Raw genomic sequence first — 16,134 nt, 5'->3', positions numbered from 1 at the left:
AGTCACTCTATAGTCGGAATATATATAATCAATTGGATATATGGATGATGTGCGGCCATGCTGGTGCGGTTCCACCTCTGGAAATACCAATGCAGGACCTGCCGCGAATGTGGGAATATCAAAACCCAGTCAGAATCGTCTTTGGCAGCGGAGCGTTTGCAACAGCCGCGTCCGCTCTGGCGGGGCGCAGCTATGCGTTGGTGACCTATCCGGGCGCGCCGTTCGATGCGTGGGTCGGGCAGTTGGCGGATGAGGCGGGGCGGGCGCAACTAATCGTAGACGACGTTGCGCCCAATCCGGATTACCTACTGCTGGCGGATCAATGCGCCCGCTTTGCCAAAGTGCCTGAGGTGATCGTGGCGCTGGGTGGCGGATCGGTGATCGATTCCGCCAAAGTCTTTGCCGCTGCCGCCGGTGATTTTGCCAAGGTGCGCCGCCATCTTGAGACCGGCGATGCAGGCGAGCCGCTGGGTGCCATTCCAATTATCGCCATCCCGACGACCGCTGGCACGGGCAGCGAAGTGACCTGCTGGGCCACAGTCTGGGATGCTGAGGGCGGGCGCAAATTATCGCTCGCGCAAGGCAACCTTTATCCTGAGGTGGCGCTGGTCGATCCGGGCCTAATGATGGGCAAGCCGCGCGCCCTGACGCTGGCCACGGGCCTCGACGCGCTGTCGCACGCGCTGGAGAGTATCTGGAACGTCAACGCAAACCCGGTGTCGGCGCGTCACGCGGTAGCGGCTGCCAAGGTGCTCTTGCGCGATCTGCCACCACTGCTGGGCGATCTGGGCAATGCCGAACTGCGCAGCAAGGTGGCCGAGGCGTCGCTGAACGCGGGCCTTGCGTTCAGCAATACCAAGACCGCGATTGCGCATAACCTGTCCTATCCCATCACGCTGGGTTGGGGCGTGCAGCACGGTATCGCCTGCTCGTTCACGCTGCCTACCGTTCTGGCGTCTGTCACAGGCATCGGTGGTTTTCGCGAGGAAGCGCTGTGCGAGATTTTTGGCGCTGATCTGGAGACAGGCGCGCAGGATCTGTCGGCGTTTCTAGACGCAGTCGGCGTTGCCACCCGGTGGGCCGACTACGGCATCGCGCCGGATGCGCGCAGCGGAATCGTCGATCAGGCATTCGCCGGTGAGCGGGGTCGCAATTTCGTCGGCACCAAGGAGCGGTTCGTCGAGGCGGCGGGCCGATTGGGTGTCATGCAAATGTCATCCGCGTGAACGATAAGATCAAATAAACAAAAAACCATAATCTAAGGGAGGAAGACCATGACTATCCGGACCACATCCAATTCTGTAATCGGCGGCGCATTGATCGCCGCATTCGGCGTGCTGGGTGCCGCCCACGCGCAGGAGTGCAAGAACCCCGACGTTCTGCGCTTTTCGATGATCCCGACCGAGGAAACCACGCAGGAGTTGTCGCTATATCAGCCGCTGGTCAACCAGCTGAAGGAAGCGACCGGCAAGCCCATCGAATTCTATCTGCCCACGTCCTACGCGTCGGTCGTCGAGGCGATGCTGGGCGGGTTCGTCGATATCGGGATGCACGGCCCCTATTCCTACGTCATCGCCCGCGAGAAGGATCCGAACCTCAAGGTCGTGGCCACCTACGCCAAACACAAGGGCCATTTCCAAGAGGAAGGGCCGGGATACAAGGCCGTACTCGTGGCGCGCGCCGACTCGGGCTATGCCAGCATCGATGACCTGAAAGGCACCGTTATCGGCCTGACTGATCCCGCCAGCACGTCGGGCAACCTGTTGCCGCGGGTCGGCTTTACCAAGGTGATCGGCATGGACCTTGAGGATTATTTTAGCCGCGTAGTTTATACTGGCGGGCATGATTTGTCGGCGGTCGCGGTGATCGAGGGGCAGGTCGATGCGGCCTTTGTCGCGACGCACAGGCTGGACAACGTGATCGACCGGGATATCGCCAAGATGGAGGACTACACTGTGCTGTGGTCGTCACCAGTGATCCCGCAGGATCCGTTCGTCGTGAACGGCCAGCTCTGTGATGAGATCGTCGAGCAGATCACCAACGCGTTCCTGACTCTCAACGAGAACGATGAAGGGCAGAAGTATCTGGAAAACGTCAACGCCAGTAAGTTCGTGGCGATGCAGGATTCCGATTATGACATCATCCGCGAACTAAAAGCGGCCAAGGACGCCAAGTAAGCGAATCCGTAAACCGACACATGCCTTCGTCCCTTTCAGCGGAGAAGGCATGTGCAGGGAAAGGAAGACGATGTCCGTCCTGTCCGTCAAGAACCTAAAGGTGCGTTACAGCGCCAAGGGCCCCGAGATCCTCAAGGGGATTGATTTCGAGGTGGCGAGTGACGATTTCCTTGCCATCATCGGCCCCAGCGGCGCGGGCAAGTCCACGCTGATCCGCTGCGTCAATCGTCTGGTCGAGCCTACGGATGGCCAGATCATCCTGCTGGGCCAAGATGTGCGCGCCCTCAATGCCCGCCAGTTGCGTGGGCTGCGGCGCAATGTCGGCATGATCTTTCAGGAGTTCAATCTGATCAACCGCATGTCGGTGATGGATAACGTGCTGTCGGGTCGTCTGGGCTATATCGGCAACATCCGTAGCCTGTTTCGTCATTTCCCGAAAAAGGACATCACGCAGGCGCTGGATTACCTCGACCGGGTCGGTCTGTCGGACCACATAAACAAGCGCGCGGACGAGCTGTCGGGCGGCCAGCGCCAGCGTGTCGGCATCGCGCGCGCGCTGATGCAGCAGCCCAAGCTGCTATTGCTGGATGAGCCCACATCGGCGCTGGATCCCAAGATCTCGCGCGAGGTGATGGCGCTAATCATGAGCATCGCCAAGGAGCTGGGCGTGCCTGCGCTGTGCAATATCCATGACGTGACGCTGGCCAAGGAGTTCTGCAACCGGATCATAGGCCTTCAGGACGGGGTCAAGAAATTCGACGGCGAGACGCGTGATTTGCGCGACGCCGATCTCCAGCAGATATATGCGATGGAGGTTTTGTGAGCATGTCCGCCGCTTCCGCTCATGCCTATCAGATCGGGCTGCGTCGCAAGCGTCAGCTGAAACTTGCGCTGGCTTGGGGTCTTTTTGTGCTATTTGCCGCGTGGTGCGCGCATGGCACGATCATCGCCGATACGGACTGGTCGCGCATCGGCGGACGCAACGGTGTATTTGCCTCGCTGTCGCGGTATTTCACCATCGATTGGGGCCTGCTGCCCGAGTTGGTCCGGCCGACCATCGAGACGCTGATGATGGCGTCGGTCGGCACGGTCCTTGGCTGCGTTTTTTCCCTGCCGGTCGCGTGGCTGGGTGCTGCGAACGTGACCCCCAGCAAGATGATCCTCTATCCCATTGGCCGTTTTCTCATGGTGCTCAGCCGGTCGGTGCATGAGATCGTCTGGGCGCTGATCTTTGTCAGCGCCGTGGGCCTCGGGGCGCTGCCGGGAATTCTGGCCATCGCCATGCGCTCGGTCGGGTTCATCTCAAAAATCACAGCGGAGGCGATCGAGAATATCGAGGCCGGGCCAGTCGAGGCGATCCGCGCCACTGGCGGCACTGAATTTCAGGTGATGTACTACGGCATCCTGCCACAGATTTATCCGGTGGTTCTGGCCACCATCATCTTTGAGTGGGACATTAATATTCGCCGTTCAGCTGTCATGGGGCTGGTCGGCGCTGGCGGCTTGGGGTTGCTTTTCTTTCGCCAGATGAGCCGGTTCAACTATGGCGGTGTCACCATGGTGCTCTTGGCGATCCTGCTGCTGATCGTCGTGGGCGAGGTGATCTCGCATTATCTGCGCAAGGCGGTGATCTGACATGGCCGAGCAGGACACCACAGCACCGCGCCACACATGGTCGCGCTACAGCTATCCCGGCAGCATCTGGCGCTTTGGCGCGCTGCTGTTGGTGATCGTGTTTCTCGCGTATTCGATGTATTTTCTAAAGGTCGATCCAGTGCTGATGATCAGCGCCCTGGGCCGCCTCATCGGGGTGGTGATCGACCGGTTCTATCCGCCCGATCTGGCCTATATCGCCGACCGGGGGTATTTGGCCTCGGTCCTCGCGACATTGCAGATGTCATTCCTAGGCGGCGTGCTGGGGGTGTTTCTGGCTATACCGCTCGCGTGGTTTTCGGCCTGGAACGTGACGCCGAACCGGATCATCCTTTTCCCGCTGGGACGGCTGGGCGTCATTTCCTGCCGCGCCATCCACGAGATGATCTGGACCATCCTTTTCGTGTCGATCATCGGCTTTGGGATGTTGGCAGGGGTGTCGGCGTTGACGATGTTCTGCATTGGTTTCGCTGGCAAGCTCTTCGCGGATGAGATCGAAGCCATCGAAATGGGCCCGGTTGAGGCAATGCGCGCCGCCGGGGCCAATCCGTTTCGGGTGCTGGTCTTTGCCGTGGTGCCGCAGGTGCGCGTCGCGTTCACCGGCATCGCGATCTACACTTGGGACGTCGCGTTTCGCGCGGCGACGGTTGTCGGATTTTTCGGCGGCGGCGGTATGGGATGGTATCTGAAACGGAACGTGCAGCAGCTGGAAAACCTGCGCGTCGGCGCGATCATCCTGTCGATCATCGCCATGGTTTTGATCGCCGAGTTTCTATCCGGTTGGCTGCGCCGCGCCGTCGATAGGTCGCAATAACAGCGCGGGATCTGCGCACGGTTCGCAGATTCGCCAGCTATGCTGGAGCGACGGCTATCAGCGATGCATTCTTGCGGCGAAGCCGGCGTTGTTGGTCGGTCCAGAATGCCCCGGAAAGTCAGATTAGATTATTATTAACAATGACTTAATTTTCCCAAGACGCGATTGAAAATTGGATCGGGAATTCCACACTCAATTTATACGAGTTTTTCTGCTAAAGTACTCCCACAGGGATATTTGGCCGAGTCTTTTGAGGCGATCCCAAAGGCTTATTATCGTAGTGGGTGCGTTAGATTTTAGGCGCCCGGATTTGGACTGGAAAGTCATATGACAAGCCGGCGTTTCATGTTGGGTGGCTTGGGGGGGGTGATGCTCTCCAGTAATCTGGGCGGCTGCTATGCTGCCGAGCCGGGGCTTCGGCCCGATCTGACGGACGGTGCTATCGACATCCACACCCATTTCTTCAATGGCCGTGACGTTCCCGCAATCGGATTTCTGCAACAGACATTCCTGCGTGATCCTCATGCCAATGCTGATCCCGACATGATCAGCACTGCGTTTCTGAAGCTGCTAAAGACCATTTTGCTGATTGGTACGCCCACGGCAAAACACGAGCTTGCCATTGTGAGGGGTGGCGCGCCGATCGCGCCGCCGGACATAATTGAGCGGCGGGATCAGGAAAACGTCGCCATCGCCCTTTCCGAATATGCCGCCGGGGCTGTGCCGGACCCAGCGGGATTGAGGGTCACCCCCTCGGACGAAAGCCGAATTCTCGACCGGATCGCGCAGGAAGTGGATCAGGTATCGCTGCGCACGGGGTTGCTGACACCCCGCCAGCAGGCCCGGACCTTGGCGGACGAAATCTATGCCAAGGGGGCACCCGGCGCGTTAACCCGTGGCACGCAACAGGAGTACCGCCACGTCTCGCCATTCCTGCAGTCGATCCGCTGGGCTGGGCTGTTGACGCGTGGGCGCCGCGATATCCTTGCAGAAATGCAAAGATTGTATGGCGGCAAAACGGGGGTTCGGGTGTTTTCGCCGTCCATCGTCGATTTCACCTATTGGTTCAAAACCACAGAAAACGATGTGGAATCAGTGGCGGATCAGATCGAGGTCGTATCGGCCATTGTCAAAGGGTACCAGAATGCGCTGGTGCTGCCCTTTGCCCCGTTCTGCCCCCTGCGCGCGGCCCTTGAAAGAGAGGCCCATCCAGACTGGGATTCCCTGCGCAACGTGAAGCAAGCCATTCGGAATCTAGGCTTTGCCGGGGTCAAGATTTACCCACCCATGGGGTTCAAGCCCATCGGAAATGACGCCGACGTGTCAAAATGGGCCAGACGCGCACCGAAAGGTGGCGGCCCCGCCCTCGACCGTGAGCTGGAGCGCCTTTATGCGTGGTGTGTCCAGAACGGGGTTCCGATTAAGGCCCACGCCACGAATTCGATGGGTGCTGGCGCTGATACCGGACGGTTTGCCGCACCCGAGGAATGGCGCAACGTCCTGTCGCGCCCTGAATTCAAAGAGCTGCGGGTGAACCTAGCCCATTTCGGTCGCTTTATGGAGACGGCGCCCGACGCCGGGAAACCAGCCGAGCAGGACTGGGAGGAAACCATTGCCGGGATGATCGAGGATTTCCCGGGACTCTATTTCGATCTCGGCTACTGGCCGGTTGCGACCGAGCCGAACAGCGCGGATCGCGCGCGAGTGATGACGCGGATGCGCGAGATGATCGCGCGTGTGCCACTGGTTGCGGAACGCATGATGTATGGGTCGGACTGGTCGATGACTGGCCGCGTTCCCGGACATCAGGCCTATTCGGCCAGAGTTCTGGAATCACTGGGGGAATTGGGGTTTTCGGGGGATCGCTTGCAAGCCGTGATGGGCGGAAACGCCGCCAGATACCTCGGCCTGACCGGGACAGCTGTCCAGCACGCGAGGCTCGCCACGTTTTTCGCGGGCCACCCCATTTTCGAGGAGCTGTTTTCGTCCTGACGACATAACTGGAGGATCGACTATGAGACATGTCTTGGTTGCCGTATTCACTGCGAGCGCAATGATGTCACCTTGCTATGCACAGGAACTCGACCCCAATGACGCCAACGAAGCCTTGGGGCAACTTGCCGAGGCGGCACGCGAAAACGTAAGCAGCATGAGTTTCGAAGAATTCCGCGACAGCACGCCATTTGTCGAAGAAACCGGAAAATATTACGTCAATGGTGACACCCCGATCCGCAATGAAAAGCTGCTGCACGAATTTTGGCTGCGTAACGTGGCTAACGCGCCGCCGATTCCAGCGGGCGAGGTGCCGGAATTTGCCATCATCACGGTTGGCGGGCTGGACCAGATCTGGACGGTCAGACAACGCCATGCGCTGACCTACTGTGTCAGCACAGCATTCGGCAGCCGCCACGGCAGCGTCGTCGCCGAGATGGAGGCGGCGACCGCAGCATGGGAGGCGGTCGCCGATCTGCAATTCCATTATATCCAGTCCGAGGATCAGACGTGCGACACGTCGAATGACCGCGTGTTGTTTGATGTGCGCCCAGTGAACGCAAACGGCACGTTTCTTGCCGCGGCATTCTTTCCCAATGATCCGCGGCCCGAGCGCAGTGTGGTGATCGATGCGTCGTCGTTTGACCTTGATCCCAATCAGGCACTGACCCTGCGCGGCATCCTGCGCCATGAACTGGGTCATGTCCTTGGCGGGCGGCACGAACACACGCGGCCAGAGGCAGGCACTTGCTTTGAGGATCAGGACTGGCGTGGGGTCACTGACTATGATGCGTTTTCGGTAATGCACTACCCGCAGTGCAACGGTCTGGGGGATTGGACCCTGCGACTAACCGAATCTGACAAGAACGGCATCGCCTGTATCTATGGCGCGGCTGCGGGGTTCAGCATCGATACGGCGATCTGCGAACCTGCCTCAGGTGTCGATGTGGCGACGCGCGAAGAGTTCGGCCCGTTTGAGTTGTCTGCCGGTGACATCGTGTCGATTGGCAGCTTTCCGGTGGTGCCGGGGACATCTTTCCGCGCCGAGATGACAGGTGAGGGGGATCCGGATCTCTATGTGCGCTTTGATGGTCCGGTCACAATCGCTGGTTACGACTGTCGACCCTACACGGCAGGTGCGGTTGAGGAATGCGTCATCGATGTGCCCGCTGACAAGTCTCTCGCCAACGTAATAGTGCATGGCTATGGGGCGAGCACTGCCAATGTGACCATTGAAAGGACCGCGCCGTGATGGACCTGCGAAAGGCGAAATGGGTGATGAGATCCGTTGCCATGGCGATGGTTCTCGCGCTGGGTGCAACCGAGATCGCGGCGCAGTCTGCGGTCCCTGAACTTGTGCTCGAATGGCGCTCAAAAGGCGAAAACGCCGCTGAACTTTCGACCGAGATGGAAACGTTTTACCTCTCGCTCTTCAACTCCGGAAATCTGACTCTGCGTAAAATAAAAATGGACAAAAGCCCGTTCGCCGAACGTGTCCTACGCGACGAGAAGCTGTTTTTCGGCGCGTATTTTCCCCAGAGCATCGACGCAATGATGTGCGATCTCAACCCGCACCTGTGTCGGCGCGATCGCAATGCGGCGTCTGAACGGCAGTTGCGCAGCCTGACGTCCCATGTGGCTGGGTATGTCATCAGCCAAGGGCGGTGGCGCACCAAGCTGGGCGACACGATAACGGTGCCGGACTACAATTTTCGGACAATCACCACGCTGACCCGCCAGCAGGTGCCGAGCGATTGGGACGTCAGCCAATTCACGGTCAGCGCGCAGATGGATTGCTCGGCCTTCAAGGGCTCGTGCGACGATGTGATCGCGCGGTTCAACCCGCCGATCATCAACGCCCCCGGCGGTATGCGCAGCGTGACCCTGCCACAATTGCAATTGCAGACGGCCGTGACACTACGAACCGATCCGCAATCGAAACTGGTCCGAAGCTTGGTTGGCTCGCTGGTGACATCCGATCGGAGCAAGGTTTTTGTCGATCCCACAGCGATCTTTGCACCGGCCTGGCAAAAGCAGTTCGCCAGCATTTCCCTGAATGATCTTGCGCTGAAAATCCTGCAACCGAATTTGCGCACTACAGGCAGCGTGAAGGATTATGGGCTGAGTGATGAACCGCTGGTGGCCGATCAGATTGACCTTTTCAAGCTGATCCACCACCCATTCGCCAACATGGAGGAGCTGTCAGAGCAGCACCGCCATCCAGTGGATGTTGTCATCATCGACAGCGCGGTGACGCAAGGCCACTGCGACCTGCCTTCATTGATCCTCGGTGACGGCGAGGTGCTAGACCCGCCTGAGACGGAGGAGGGCGTCGCGAGCGATGTGGACGCGGACACCACAGTTGTGCCTGCCAGCACCGTGGCAGAAACCCAGGTCGAGTGCAGCGAGATTGATCCATTGGCGCTGAGCCAGTCCGAGCATGGCGCGGCCGTCGCGGGGGTGATCGCGTCGCCTGAGAATGGCAGGGGCATGGTGGGCATTAACCCCTATGCGCGGCTGCACATGATCTCGTTCGACAAGACGCTCTCGAGGGACAGACAGATTGTCCGGCTCGCGGAGCAGATCATGGTGGATATCCCCGTTGGCGTGCGCGTGGCAAATCTGAGTTTCGGATTATTGCCTGATTTTCAAGGCAACGGCGAAGTCGAAAACGCGCTACGCATTTACGAAAGCCGCCTGCTGATCGTCGCAGCCGCAGGGAATGAGGCCAAAATGCTGAACAATGGCTGCTCGCTGATCCCCGCCTGCCTCAATGCATTGGAGAACGTCATTACAGTGGTTGGCCTCAACGATAGTTTCGAGAACCCAGCCCCGTGGCGCACCGCATCCCAAGGCAGCAACACCAGCCCCAGATTTGAAATTGGCGCGCCTGCGATGAATGTGCTGACCACCACGTCGGGCAATGTCTTTGCCCGGATGAGCGGCACGTCCTTTGCCGCGCCTCAGGTGACGGCTGCGGCGTCGCTGATCTTTTCGACCGGTGAATTCATCTATGGCGACAATCCAGAAGTGCTGCAAACGGGCGGTCAGCTTGCACCCAAGGTCGTGAAGGATCGACTGATCTATACCGCCGATTTCTTTCCGGGCCTGAACGGACAGATACTGGCAGGGCGGCTGAACATCGAGCGTGCGATCAACCTGCAATACGCCCAGTTTGAGCTGTTCGATGGTCGCCGGATCGTCGGTCAGGTGGTCGGTGGACCCGACACGATTGCCTGCCGCTCACCTGATCCCGCAGAACAATTCCAGTCGTGGTGGAACATTCGACGGCTTACGTTCAACGATGCAAAGGATCGCCATATTCTGTTCCAGCATGTCGGTGCAGGTGATGGCAGTCGCTACAGCGAGCTGGACCGCAATGGGTCCTGTCTGGTCGCGACCCTATCGCCCATGGTCGACGTGCGTGTAACAATCGACGGCGTGCCCGAAGTGGTCAGTTTTCCGTTCCGTGAGATCCGCGATTATACTTCGCCGCTCTTTCAGGGATGAGATGGGCAGGGATGAGATGGGGCTGGCTGATCGCGCTGCTCTGGGGCATTGCGGCCTCGGCGCAGGATATCCCCGTGCTGGAATCACGCATTGACGGCGGATTGCGCGCGCTGAACCTGAGGGTCGGCGCATCAGAGCGCACGGGCGAGTCCCCGGTCGTTTGGAAGGATGGGATCAGCATTCCCGACACCGATTATCTGCGCTTGCTGATCCGGGTCGAGGGGCCGCCTGCGCCGCAGACCGCCAAACTCTACCTCTTTTCCGAACTGGAACAGGAGTTCATTGTCCCGCTCGCTGACGTGCCTGAAAGCGGCTATTGGACGGGGCTGATCCCAAACGGGCAGGTCACGATGGCGCTCTATACTCCGGACCTGCTAAGTGGTGACACCACGCTCATCATCGAAAACATGTCGCTCCAGCAAGATGAGCTTGTGCTCTATTCGGTCCATGGTGAAAACCAACTGTGGCCGATCGCATCCCCCGAAGTTCCCGATGAGGTGCAAGCGCTTTCAGGGCCAGTGGCGTTCTTGTCCTTCTTTGATGCCGGCGTGCCGCGAACCTGCACCGGGTTTCTAATCGAGCCGGATCTGTTGCTGACGAATGAGCATTGCATTCGCTCATCGGAATCCTGCAGTTCGATGACCGCCGTCTTTGGGTATCAACGCAATGCCGAAGGTGGGCTAGCGATGGGGCCTCAGCGAGGATGCAAGGGATATGCGGCCCATCAATCGAACTTTGACCTGGACGTGACGGCCGTTCGCCTGTCGTCCTCACCGGGCGAGGTATACGGCGTCATCAACATGCCCGAGGAGCCGATGGACCCCGCCGGGGCGCTGATCATCATTCAACATCCCGGAGATTTGCCTAAGCAGGTGTCGATCGCAGATTGTGAGGTGATCGCAAGCCCGGTGTCGGGACGCGGACCAGACAGTGATTTCACCCATACCTGCGACACGGCGAACGGGTCATCAGGTGCGCCGATTCTCAACGCCGCCGGTCAATTGGTGGGCGTTCATCATTTCGGCTTTGAGGAAGCGCCAGACAGCGCGTGGCACGAAAACAGGGGGGTTTTGGCGACGCTGATCATCGCGTGGATGGCAGAAAATGTCGGGCTGCAATCGCAGTGATCTGATGCCCGACGTCCTGCACGCAACCGCATGACAGGCCGTTGCTACTGGTCTGCTAGAACGCGCGATTTGGATCGCTCGGCCTTCTGGCACGCCTCAGGCATATGCGCGATCAACTTGCCATTGCGGCACAGCGTCATGATTCCTCCACCGCGGGCCGCGAACCGCTGGGCCGGCCCCAGCGACATGCGAGAGAACGTGCCGGGATTGAGGCCCGTCTCGATCTGGTGTTCAATCGTCTCGATAAAGAATTCGCGCGAATATCGATCCACCAGATGGTTTAGCGCATGTTGGGTCGCATCAAGCGCAAGGAACGTGTTCAACTGCGTCCGCTCCCAATCCGGGGCCCGGACCCGCCGGGCCCGTAACCAGCCGCGCAGGCGGTAAATACGCTCGGGCATCGCATCCGGTCTCGCGTATCGCCAAGCAACCATAAGGGGCCTTGCCGGGTGCAGGTTCAGGGCGCGTTCCACGCGGCCCGACAGCAGCCCGCCCGCCACAAGGACCGGTCCCGCAATCGAGTCCGAAGCTGGGTCTGCCAAAATGTTCTGCACCACAGTCTCGTCGCCCAGAACCACTAGCGCTTCGGCGTCCTGCGCGTTCTGGGTCACAGCGATCCGGTTCTGCGCCAATGCGGTGGCGACGCTCTGAGCCATCCTGCGCGCCGCCAAGTCGGAACCGTGCTGCTCAACCACGCTGCGAACCCCGGAATCCGCCAAGCGCTGGGCGATCATCTGCGCTTCCTGAGGCAGCCCCTCGGACAGGTAGATCGTGAAAAGCCCCGGCTCATTGGTCGGCCAGTCCGTCAGCGGGAAAAGGCACGGCAGACGCGTCACCTCGCAGAATGCTCCGATGGGTGTCCAATCCCCCTCGGTCGCTCCGCCCAGCATGGCAAAGACCGGTTGGCGCGCATAATGCTGCTGCAACTGCGCGTTCCATGTCTGGGGCAGGCCATTCAGGCGCCAGACATGCAGCCGCCACAGCCGCCGTGCATGCCCATAGAGGGCCTTTTGACCCGGCGAGAAATCGGGCCGCGCCAGTTCGCGTTCAATCTCGCGGTTTCGGGTCGCGACGAAAGCATGCATGACGTCGAGCATCGCCGCCGCGCGGTCCGGTATCACGTCCGGGCCCAAGACGGTGGCAAAATGCACGACCCGCGCGTCGACGCCGGGATCGGGCGCGCGAGAGAGATCTGCCATGTAACTGCTCAGGGCCTTGAGCGAGTCTGTGTTCAGCGCATAGCGCGGCATCGACGGGCTTAGCGTGCGTCCCGCCGGATCGACGCCGTCCACCACGGCCCCTGCCAAATCTGACGCACCGGCATAACCGGGTCGGAATCGCGGCGTGTGGGCGCGGGTTTTAGCGACCGGTCCCTGACGCTCTTGGTAGAGTTCGCGCAGCAGCCGGTCGCGGCGGGGTTCTAGTGGTGATGCGAGGGTGAGTGCGGTGATGTCCGGCACGCGCAGGTCGCCCTCTGCCGTGCCGTATCCGCTGGGGCGGTGGCAGCGCGCGCAGGCGGCCATCCGGCCCGACAGACGCGCACCGCCCGCCACGGTCGCGCGCAGCTTTGTGCCGTCGGGCAGCAGGCCTTCGTTGTAGATCCGCGCGCCATCTTCCAGCGGATCAGCCAATGCACCGGTCGCCGACCAGACCAGTAGCAGGGCGCAGATTGTCCGGATCACGTTGCCAGCACCTCGCGGGTGGCTGCGGCAAGGTCGTCGGGCGTCACATCCCCCTCGAACCGGGCCCACGCGTCCTCTTCGATGCGCAGCAGATAGAGCGCGCGGTGTGCCATCTTGATATCGCTATCCGCGTCAAAAGCCACTCGCACCGCGTTGATCGCTTCTGGTGCGCCGGTAAAGAGGCGCCACTCAGGCCCGGCGTCAAACATGGCGCCATAAGCGGCCAGTTCGGCCGGGCCATCGTGATCGGGGGCGATCGTGACCGACCAGAACCGAACATTGGTGCTGTCGGTGCCAAGCATGTCGATTGTTCCGGCCACGACCGACGACAGAATGGGGCAGATGCCGGGGCAGGTAGTGAAAATGAAGGTCATCAGTACCGGACCCGAATTCAGCAACTCATCCGCAAGATCAACCGCGGTGCCAGCCTGATCTACCAACGGCACTGTCGGCATCTGATACTCCCGCAACAGTTGTGACGGGGGCTGCGGGGTCGTGGGATCAAACCCATGATGCATGTGCTGAGCGCGTGAAGGTCTGCCCAACAGCATCGTCCCTGCTGCCCCCATCATCGCCGTCCGCCGATCTATCATGCGCGCCTCCCTGATGAGTTTCGCGAAAGAGCTGAGACACTGATATTCGCGCAACGCTTTAATGTATTGCGTAGATCGCCGCGTCGTGGTGGAGCGGATCGAATTGATAGAACCGCAGGCGCGGCGACGGCTCAAAGTTGAACTGGATCATCAGACGATGCGCCGCCGGTGTCACGGTTATCAACGGCTCACCGTCTGCTACTGGCGTTTCGGTGCGCACTGCTGGTCCGACCGCCACAGATCCCGGCACCGTGTTGAACCGCGCGTGAAAGCGGCCAAAGGTGAACCATGGCCCCGATCCGGCGGTTTTGATCGTGGATTTCCAGGCATTCTCCCACCCGCGCAGCCCGCCAAAATCGACGTTGAGATAGCCATGCGGAAAGTAGTCGCCATTCAGTAGCGTGATCTTTGCCATGTCGCCGCGCCGCCGCAAATCGGGAAACGCAACATAGCCCCCCTCGCGCAGCTGGCCGTAGGTCGTGTTGTTAAGGAAGGCGAGCGTCAGGTCCGTCTCGGGATCGGGCTGCAAGCCACTGGGCAGATGATTCCGGTCGAGCCAGTCGAGATAGGCATCGCGCGCATCAAGCAGCAGACCAATCCAGACCTCTCCGCCGTCAGCGTCGGACGGATTGGCCACCTCTTCCTGCATCAATTGAAAGGCGCGCCACATCCGCTTTGCCGGGGCCAGATCGCTGATCTTGGAGATGGCGTAATCCATCTTTTCGCGCCCCGTTACCGGTGCCGGGTCTGGGGCCTCAAAGAACATGGTCAGAAGCCCTAGCCGCGCGTTCACCATATCGAGCGCGACCTTGTCCGCGCCGTTCGCCTCCTGAAACCGCTCAAGGCATTGGTCGAACTGTTCCGGGGTCAACGTCGCCAGACCCAGACCGGCGATCATCGGTCCCAGTTCCTCAGGCGGTGGCAGCTCATCCAGACTCGCAGGCCCTGTAAATCCTGCAAAGGCAAAGCGTTCCTGATCGATGATCCCTGCCCGCAGCGGATGACAAAACATCTCTTCGCTCGGCAGGCCGGGCGGCACGAGCTTTTGTCCGTTCTCGGTCGCCTGTGCGCGTGGCGGATGTCTGCGCCAGCCCCATGAATAGGTCAGGTTGAAATACTGCGCTGGTGCCATCTTTACGCTTAGCTCTACCTTCGTTCCGCTCTCCATCGGAAAGAAGCTTTGGTCAAAAGACGCGTGAAGCGGTCCGTTCACCCAATCCACTGCCTCTTGCGGCAGGTTGGCGTCCACCGGCTGGCAGCCCTGAGCAACGCCACCGATATCAAGCCGACCGGGGCAGTCGAACTGCATCACCATCGGTGAGAAATCGTCGGCACCGCGACTCAGCACGAAAATCTCGTAGTTGATGACCCAAGGCTTGTTCGGCGGAATCGCCGCCGCGTTGGCGCAAGCTTCCTGAGTTGGCTGCCCCTCGCCGCCGCAGTTGGCGTAGGCCTCGACCGGGGGGCCGATCTTGTTCCAGCCGAAGTCGAAAAACATCGTGTCCGATTTGACATAGCCGCCAAACCAGATTTGGCGCACCGTGACCTCGCCACCGGTGATCTGGCCATCGGCGCCCGTCACGGGCAAGACGCGCTTTACGCGGTTCTGGCCGGAATGGTTCAACATCGCAAAGCCGAGATAGCCCCGATCGCCCGGCACCTTCGATCCCGGCGCGTCGTTCCCTTCCATCAGGTCGATCCCCCAAGCCAAGTGGTGGTCGACCATCGTGCGAGCGGCCGCGATGCGATCAGACGCGCCCTCAGCATCCTCGATCAGTGAATCAAGGGTCACTGTATCCGGCCGGGTCAGCAACTCGCGATAGGGTTTTTCGGTAACTGTTTCGTAGAGAGTATCCAGAATATAGCGCAGATCGTCGATCGGTGACTCCGAATTGATGCGCACCGCCGTTGGATCGCCGTCGAGCAGATGGTATTCACCCTTCTTGTTGGAGGGCAGCGTGTTCATCATCTCGCCGCCCTGCGTATCGCGCAGGTTGCGATAGGAGGTTGGCAGCAAATTTGTGCCGGGCGGATTGGCAAAGGAATCGATGGTCGACACCTCGCCGTCCACGTCCACCTCGCCCGGGAAAATCGCCATCGGCGTTTTGACATAGGTCGCGCGGATCATGCCTGGCGTCGCGATCTGTGGCAGAGTGGAAAAGGCGAATGACGGTGGTGTCAATGTGAAGGGAGTGGTCCCCATGACGCAGTTGACCCTGCGCCAGTCGGATTGCGGTACGTTCGGCTGTGCGCCGGGATGGTCGGGGTTTAGATAGCGCTCTTCTTGCGTGCGCAGATCAGGCTCGCCGTTCGATGTGCCGGTGTTGAGCCGCATGACCGCGTCTGGCGGATCAAAGACCAGACCGGGCTCCAGCCCCTCAAAGGCGAAGGAGTCGAAATCTTGCACCGCTGATTGCGCACCTGCGGTCAGGACGCCGAAATCAAGGATGCGCCCCTGTGCCTTGAACACGGGTGGATCGGGCATCATGCAAGGTTGCGCCAGAGCGCCTGTCGCCCCGAATGTCATCGCTAATACCGCGCCTGTGAATAATGCACGTCGGGTCATAGCTCGGTTCCTTTGCAAAT

12 protein-coding genes are annotated in these 16,134 nt (G+C 60.1%); 9 read left to right on the top strand and 3 right to left on the bottom strand.

The window, feature by feature from the left end; genetic code table 11:
• Positions 1-107: 107 nt before the first annotated feature.
• From U3654_RS17450 to U3654_RS17410, 9 genes are all read left to right on the top strand, one after another.
• Positions 108-1,226 carry a phosphonoacetaldehyde reductase gene (locus tag U3654_RS17450; RefSeq protein ID WP_324752801.1) on the top strand — a complete coding sequence of 373 codons (1,119 nt, stop codon included), beginning with the start codon at positions 108-110 and terminating at the stop codon, positions 1,224-1,226.
• A gap of 48 nt (positions 1,227-1,274) precedes the next feature.
• A complete protein-coding gene (locus tag U3654_RS17445; RefSeq protein WP_324752800.1) occupies positions 1,275-2,177 on the top strand; it encodes a phosphate/phosphite/phosphonate ABC transporter substrate-binding protein in 903 nt (300 codons plus the stop codon).
• Positions 2,178-2,247: 70 nt separating this feature from the next.
• On the top strand, positions 2,248-3,000 hold the full coding sequence (phnC, locus tag U3654_RS17440; RefSeq protein WP_324752799.1) for a phosphonate ABC transporter ATP-binding protein: 753 nt from the start codon (positions 2,248-2,250) through the stop codon (positions 2,998-3,000).
• A gap of 2 nt (positions 3,001-3,002) precedes the next feature.
• Positions 3,003-3,812, top strand: a complete 810-nt coding sequence (phnE, locus tag U3654_RS17435; protein ID WP_324752798.1) for a phosphonate ABC transporter, permease protein PhnE — start codon at positions 3,003-3,005, stop codon at positions 3,810-3,812.
• Position 3,813: 1 nt separating this feature from the next.
• Positions 3,814-4,644, top strand: a complete 831-nt coding sequence (locus U3654_RS17430; RefSeq protein ID WP_324752797.1) for a PhnE/PtxC family ABC transporter permease — start codon at positions 3,814-3,816, stop codon at positions 4,642-4,644.
• A 327-nt stretch (positions 4,645-4,971) separates the two neighbouring features.
• On the top strand, positions 4,972-6,636 hold the full coding sequence (locus U3654_RS17425) for an amidohydrolase family protein (RefSeq protein ID WP_324752796.1): 1,665 nt from the start codon (positions 4,972-4,974) through the stop codon (positions 6,634-6,636).
• A 22-nt stretch (positions 6,637-6,658) separates the two neighbouring features.
• The gene (locus U3654_RS17420; protein WP_324752795.1) at positions 6,659-7,888 is read left to right on the top strand and encodes a matrixin family metalloprotease; all 1,230 of its coding nucleotides are present in this window, start codon (positions 6,659-6,661) and stop codon (positions 7,886-7,888) included.
• A 26-nt stretch (positions 7,889-7,914) separates the two neighbouring features.
• On the top strand, positions 7,915-10,146 hold the full coding sequence (locus tag U3654_RS17415; protein WP_324752794.1) for a S8 family peptidase: 2,232 nt from the start codon (positions 7,915-7,917) through the stop codon (positions 10,144-10,146).
• An 11-nt stretch (positions 10,147-10,157) separates the two neighbouring features.
• Positions 10,158-11,273, top strand: a complete 1,116-nt coding sequence (locus tag U3654_RS17410) for a serine protease (protein WP_324752793.1) — start codon at positions 10,158-10,160, stop codon at positions 11,271-11,273.
• Positions 11,274-11,317: 44 nt separating this feature from the next.
• On the opposite strand, the gene U3654_RS17405 is transcribed toward U3654_RS17410, so the two are convergent.
• The 3 genes from U3654_RS17405 to U3654_RS17395 are packed head-to-tail and all read right to left on the bottom strand — an operon-like array spanning position 11,318 to position 16,114.
• Complete coding sequence (locus U3654_RS17405; protein ID WP_324752792.1) at positions 11,318-12,955, bottom strand: hypothetical protein; 1,638 nt, start codon at positions 12,953-12,955, stop codon at positions 11,318-11,320.
• Positions 12,952-13,548, bottom strand: coding sequence for an SCO family protein (locus tag U3654_RS17400; protein ID WP_324752791.1), 597 nt, complete (start codon positions 13,546-13,548; stop codon positions 12,952-12,954). Before U3654_RS17400 ends, U3654_RS17405 begins: the two co-directional genes overlap by 4 nt.
• Before the next feature lie 58 nt (positions 13,549-13,606).
• Positions 13,607-16,114, bottom strand: a complete 2,508-nt coding sequence (locus U3654_RS17395) for a hypothetical protein (RefSeq protein ID WP_324752789.1) — start codon at positions 16,112-16,114, stop codon at positions 13,607-13,609.
• Positions 16,115-16,134: the final 20 nt, after the last annotated feature.

The organism is Roseovarius sp. Pro17 (assembly GCF_035599575.1).
GTDB lineage: Bacteria > Pseudomonadota > Alphaproteobacteria > Rhodobacterales > Rhodobacteraceae > Roseovarius.
The sequence above is the reverse complement of the archived record's forward strand: the minus strand, read 5'-3'. Positions and strand labels throughout refer to the sequence as shown.

What these genes read in the sequence shown, in the direction of transcription:
- U3654_RS17450 (WP_324752801.1), top strand. Translation starts at nt 108, where the DNA reads ATGTGGGAATATCAAAACCCAGTCAGAATCGTCTTTGGCAGCGGAGCG.
- U3654_RS17445 (WP_324752800.1), top strand. Translation starts at nt 1,275, where the DNA reads ATGACTATCCGGACCACATCCAATTCTGTAATCGGCGGCGCATTGATC.
- phnC (WP_324752799.1), top strand. Translation starts at nt 2,248, where the DNA reads ATGTCCGTCCTGTCCGTCAAGAACCTAAAGGTGCGTTACAGCGCCAAG.
- phnE (WP_324752798.1), top strand. Translation starts at nt 3,003, where the DNA reads ATGTCCGCCGCTTCCGCTCATGCCTATCAGATCGGGCTGCGTCGCAAG.
- U3654_RS17430 (WP_324752797.1), top strand. Translation starts at nt 3,814, where the DNA reads ATGGCCGAGCAGGACACCACAGCACCGCGCCACACATGGTCGCGCTAC.
- U3654_RS17425 (WP_324752796.1), top strand. Translation starts at nt 4,972, where the DNA reads ATGACAAGCCGGCGTTTCATGTTGGGTGGCTTGGGGGGGGTGATGCTC.
- U3654_RS17420 (WP_324752795.1), top strand. Translation starts at nt 6,659, where the DNA reads ATGAGACATGTCTTGGTTGCCGTATTCACTGCGAGCGCAATGATGTCA.
- U3654_RS17415 (WP_324752794.1), top strand. Translation starts at nt 7,915, where the DNA reads ATGAGATCCGTTGCCATGGCGATGGTTCTCGCGCTGGGTGCAACCGAG.
- U3654_RS17410 (WP_324752793.1), top strand. Translation starts at nt 10,158, where the DNA reads ATGAGATGGGGCTGGCTGATCGCGCTGCTCTGGGGCATTGCGGCCTCG.
- U3654_RS17400 (WP_324752791.1), bottom strand. Translation starts at nt 13,548, where the DNA reads ATGATAGATCGGCGGACGGCGATGATGGGGGCAGCAGGGACGATGCTG.
- U3654_RS17395 (WP_324752789.1), bottom strand. Translation starts at nt 16,114, where the DNA reads ATGACCCGACGTGCATTATTCACAGGCGCGGTATTAGCGATGACATTC.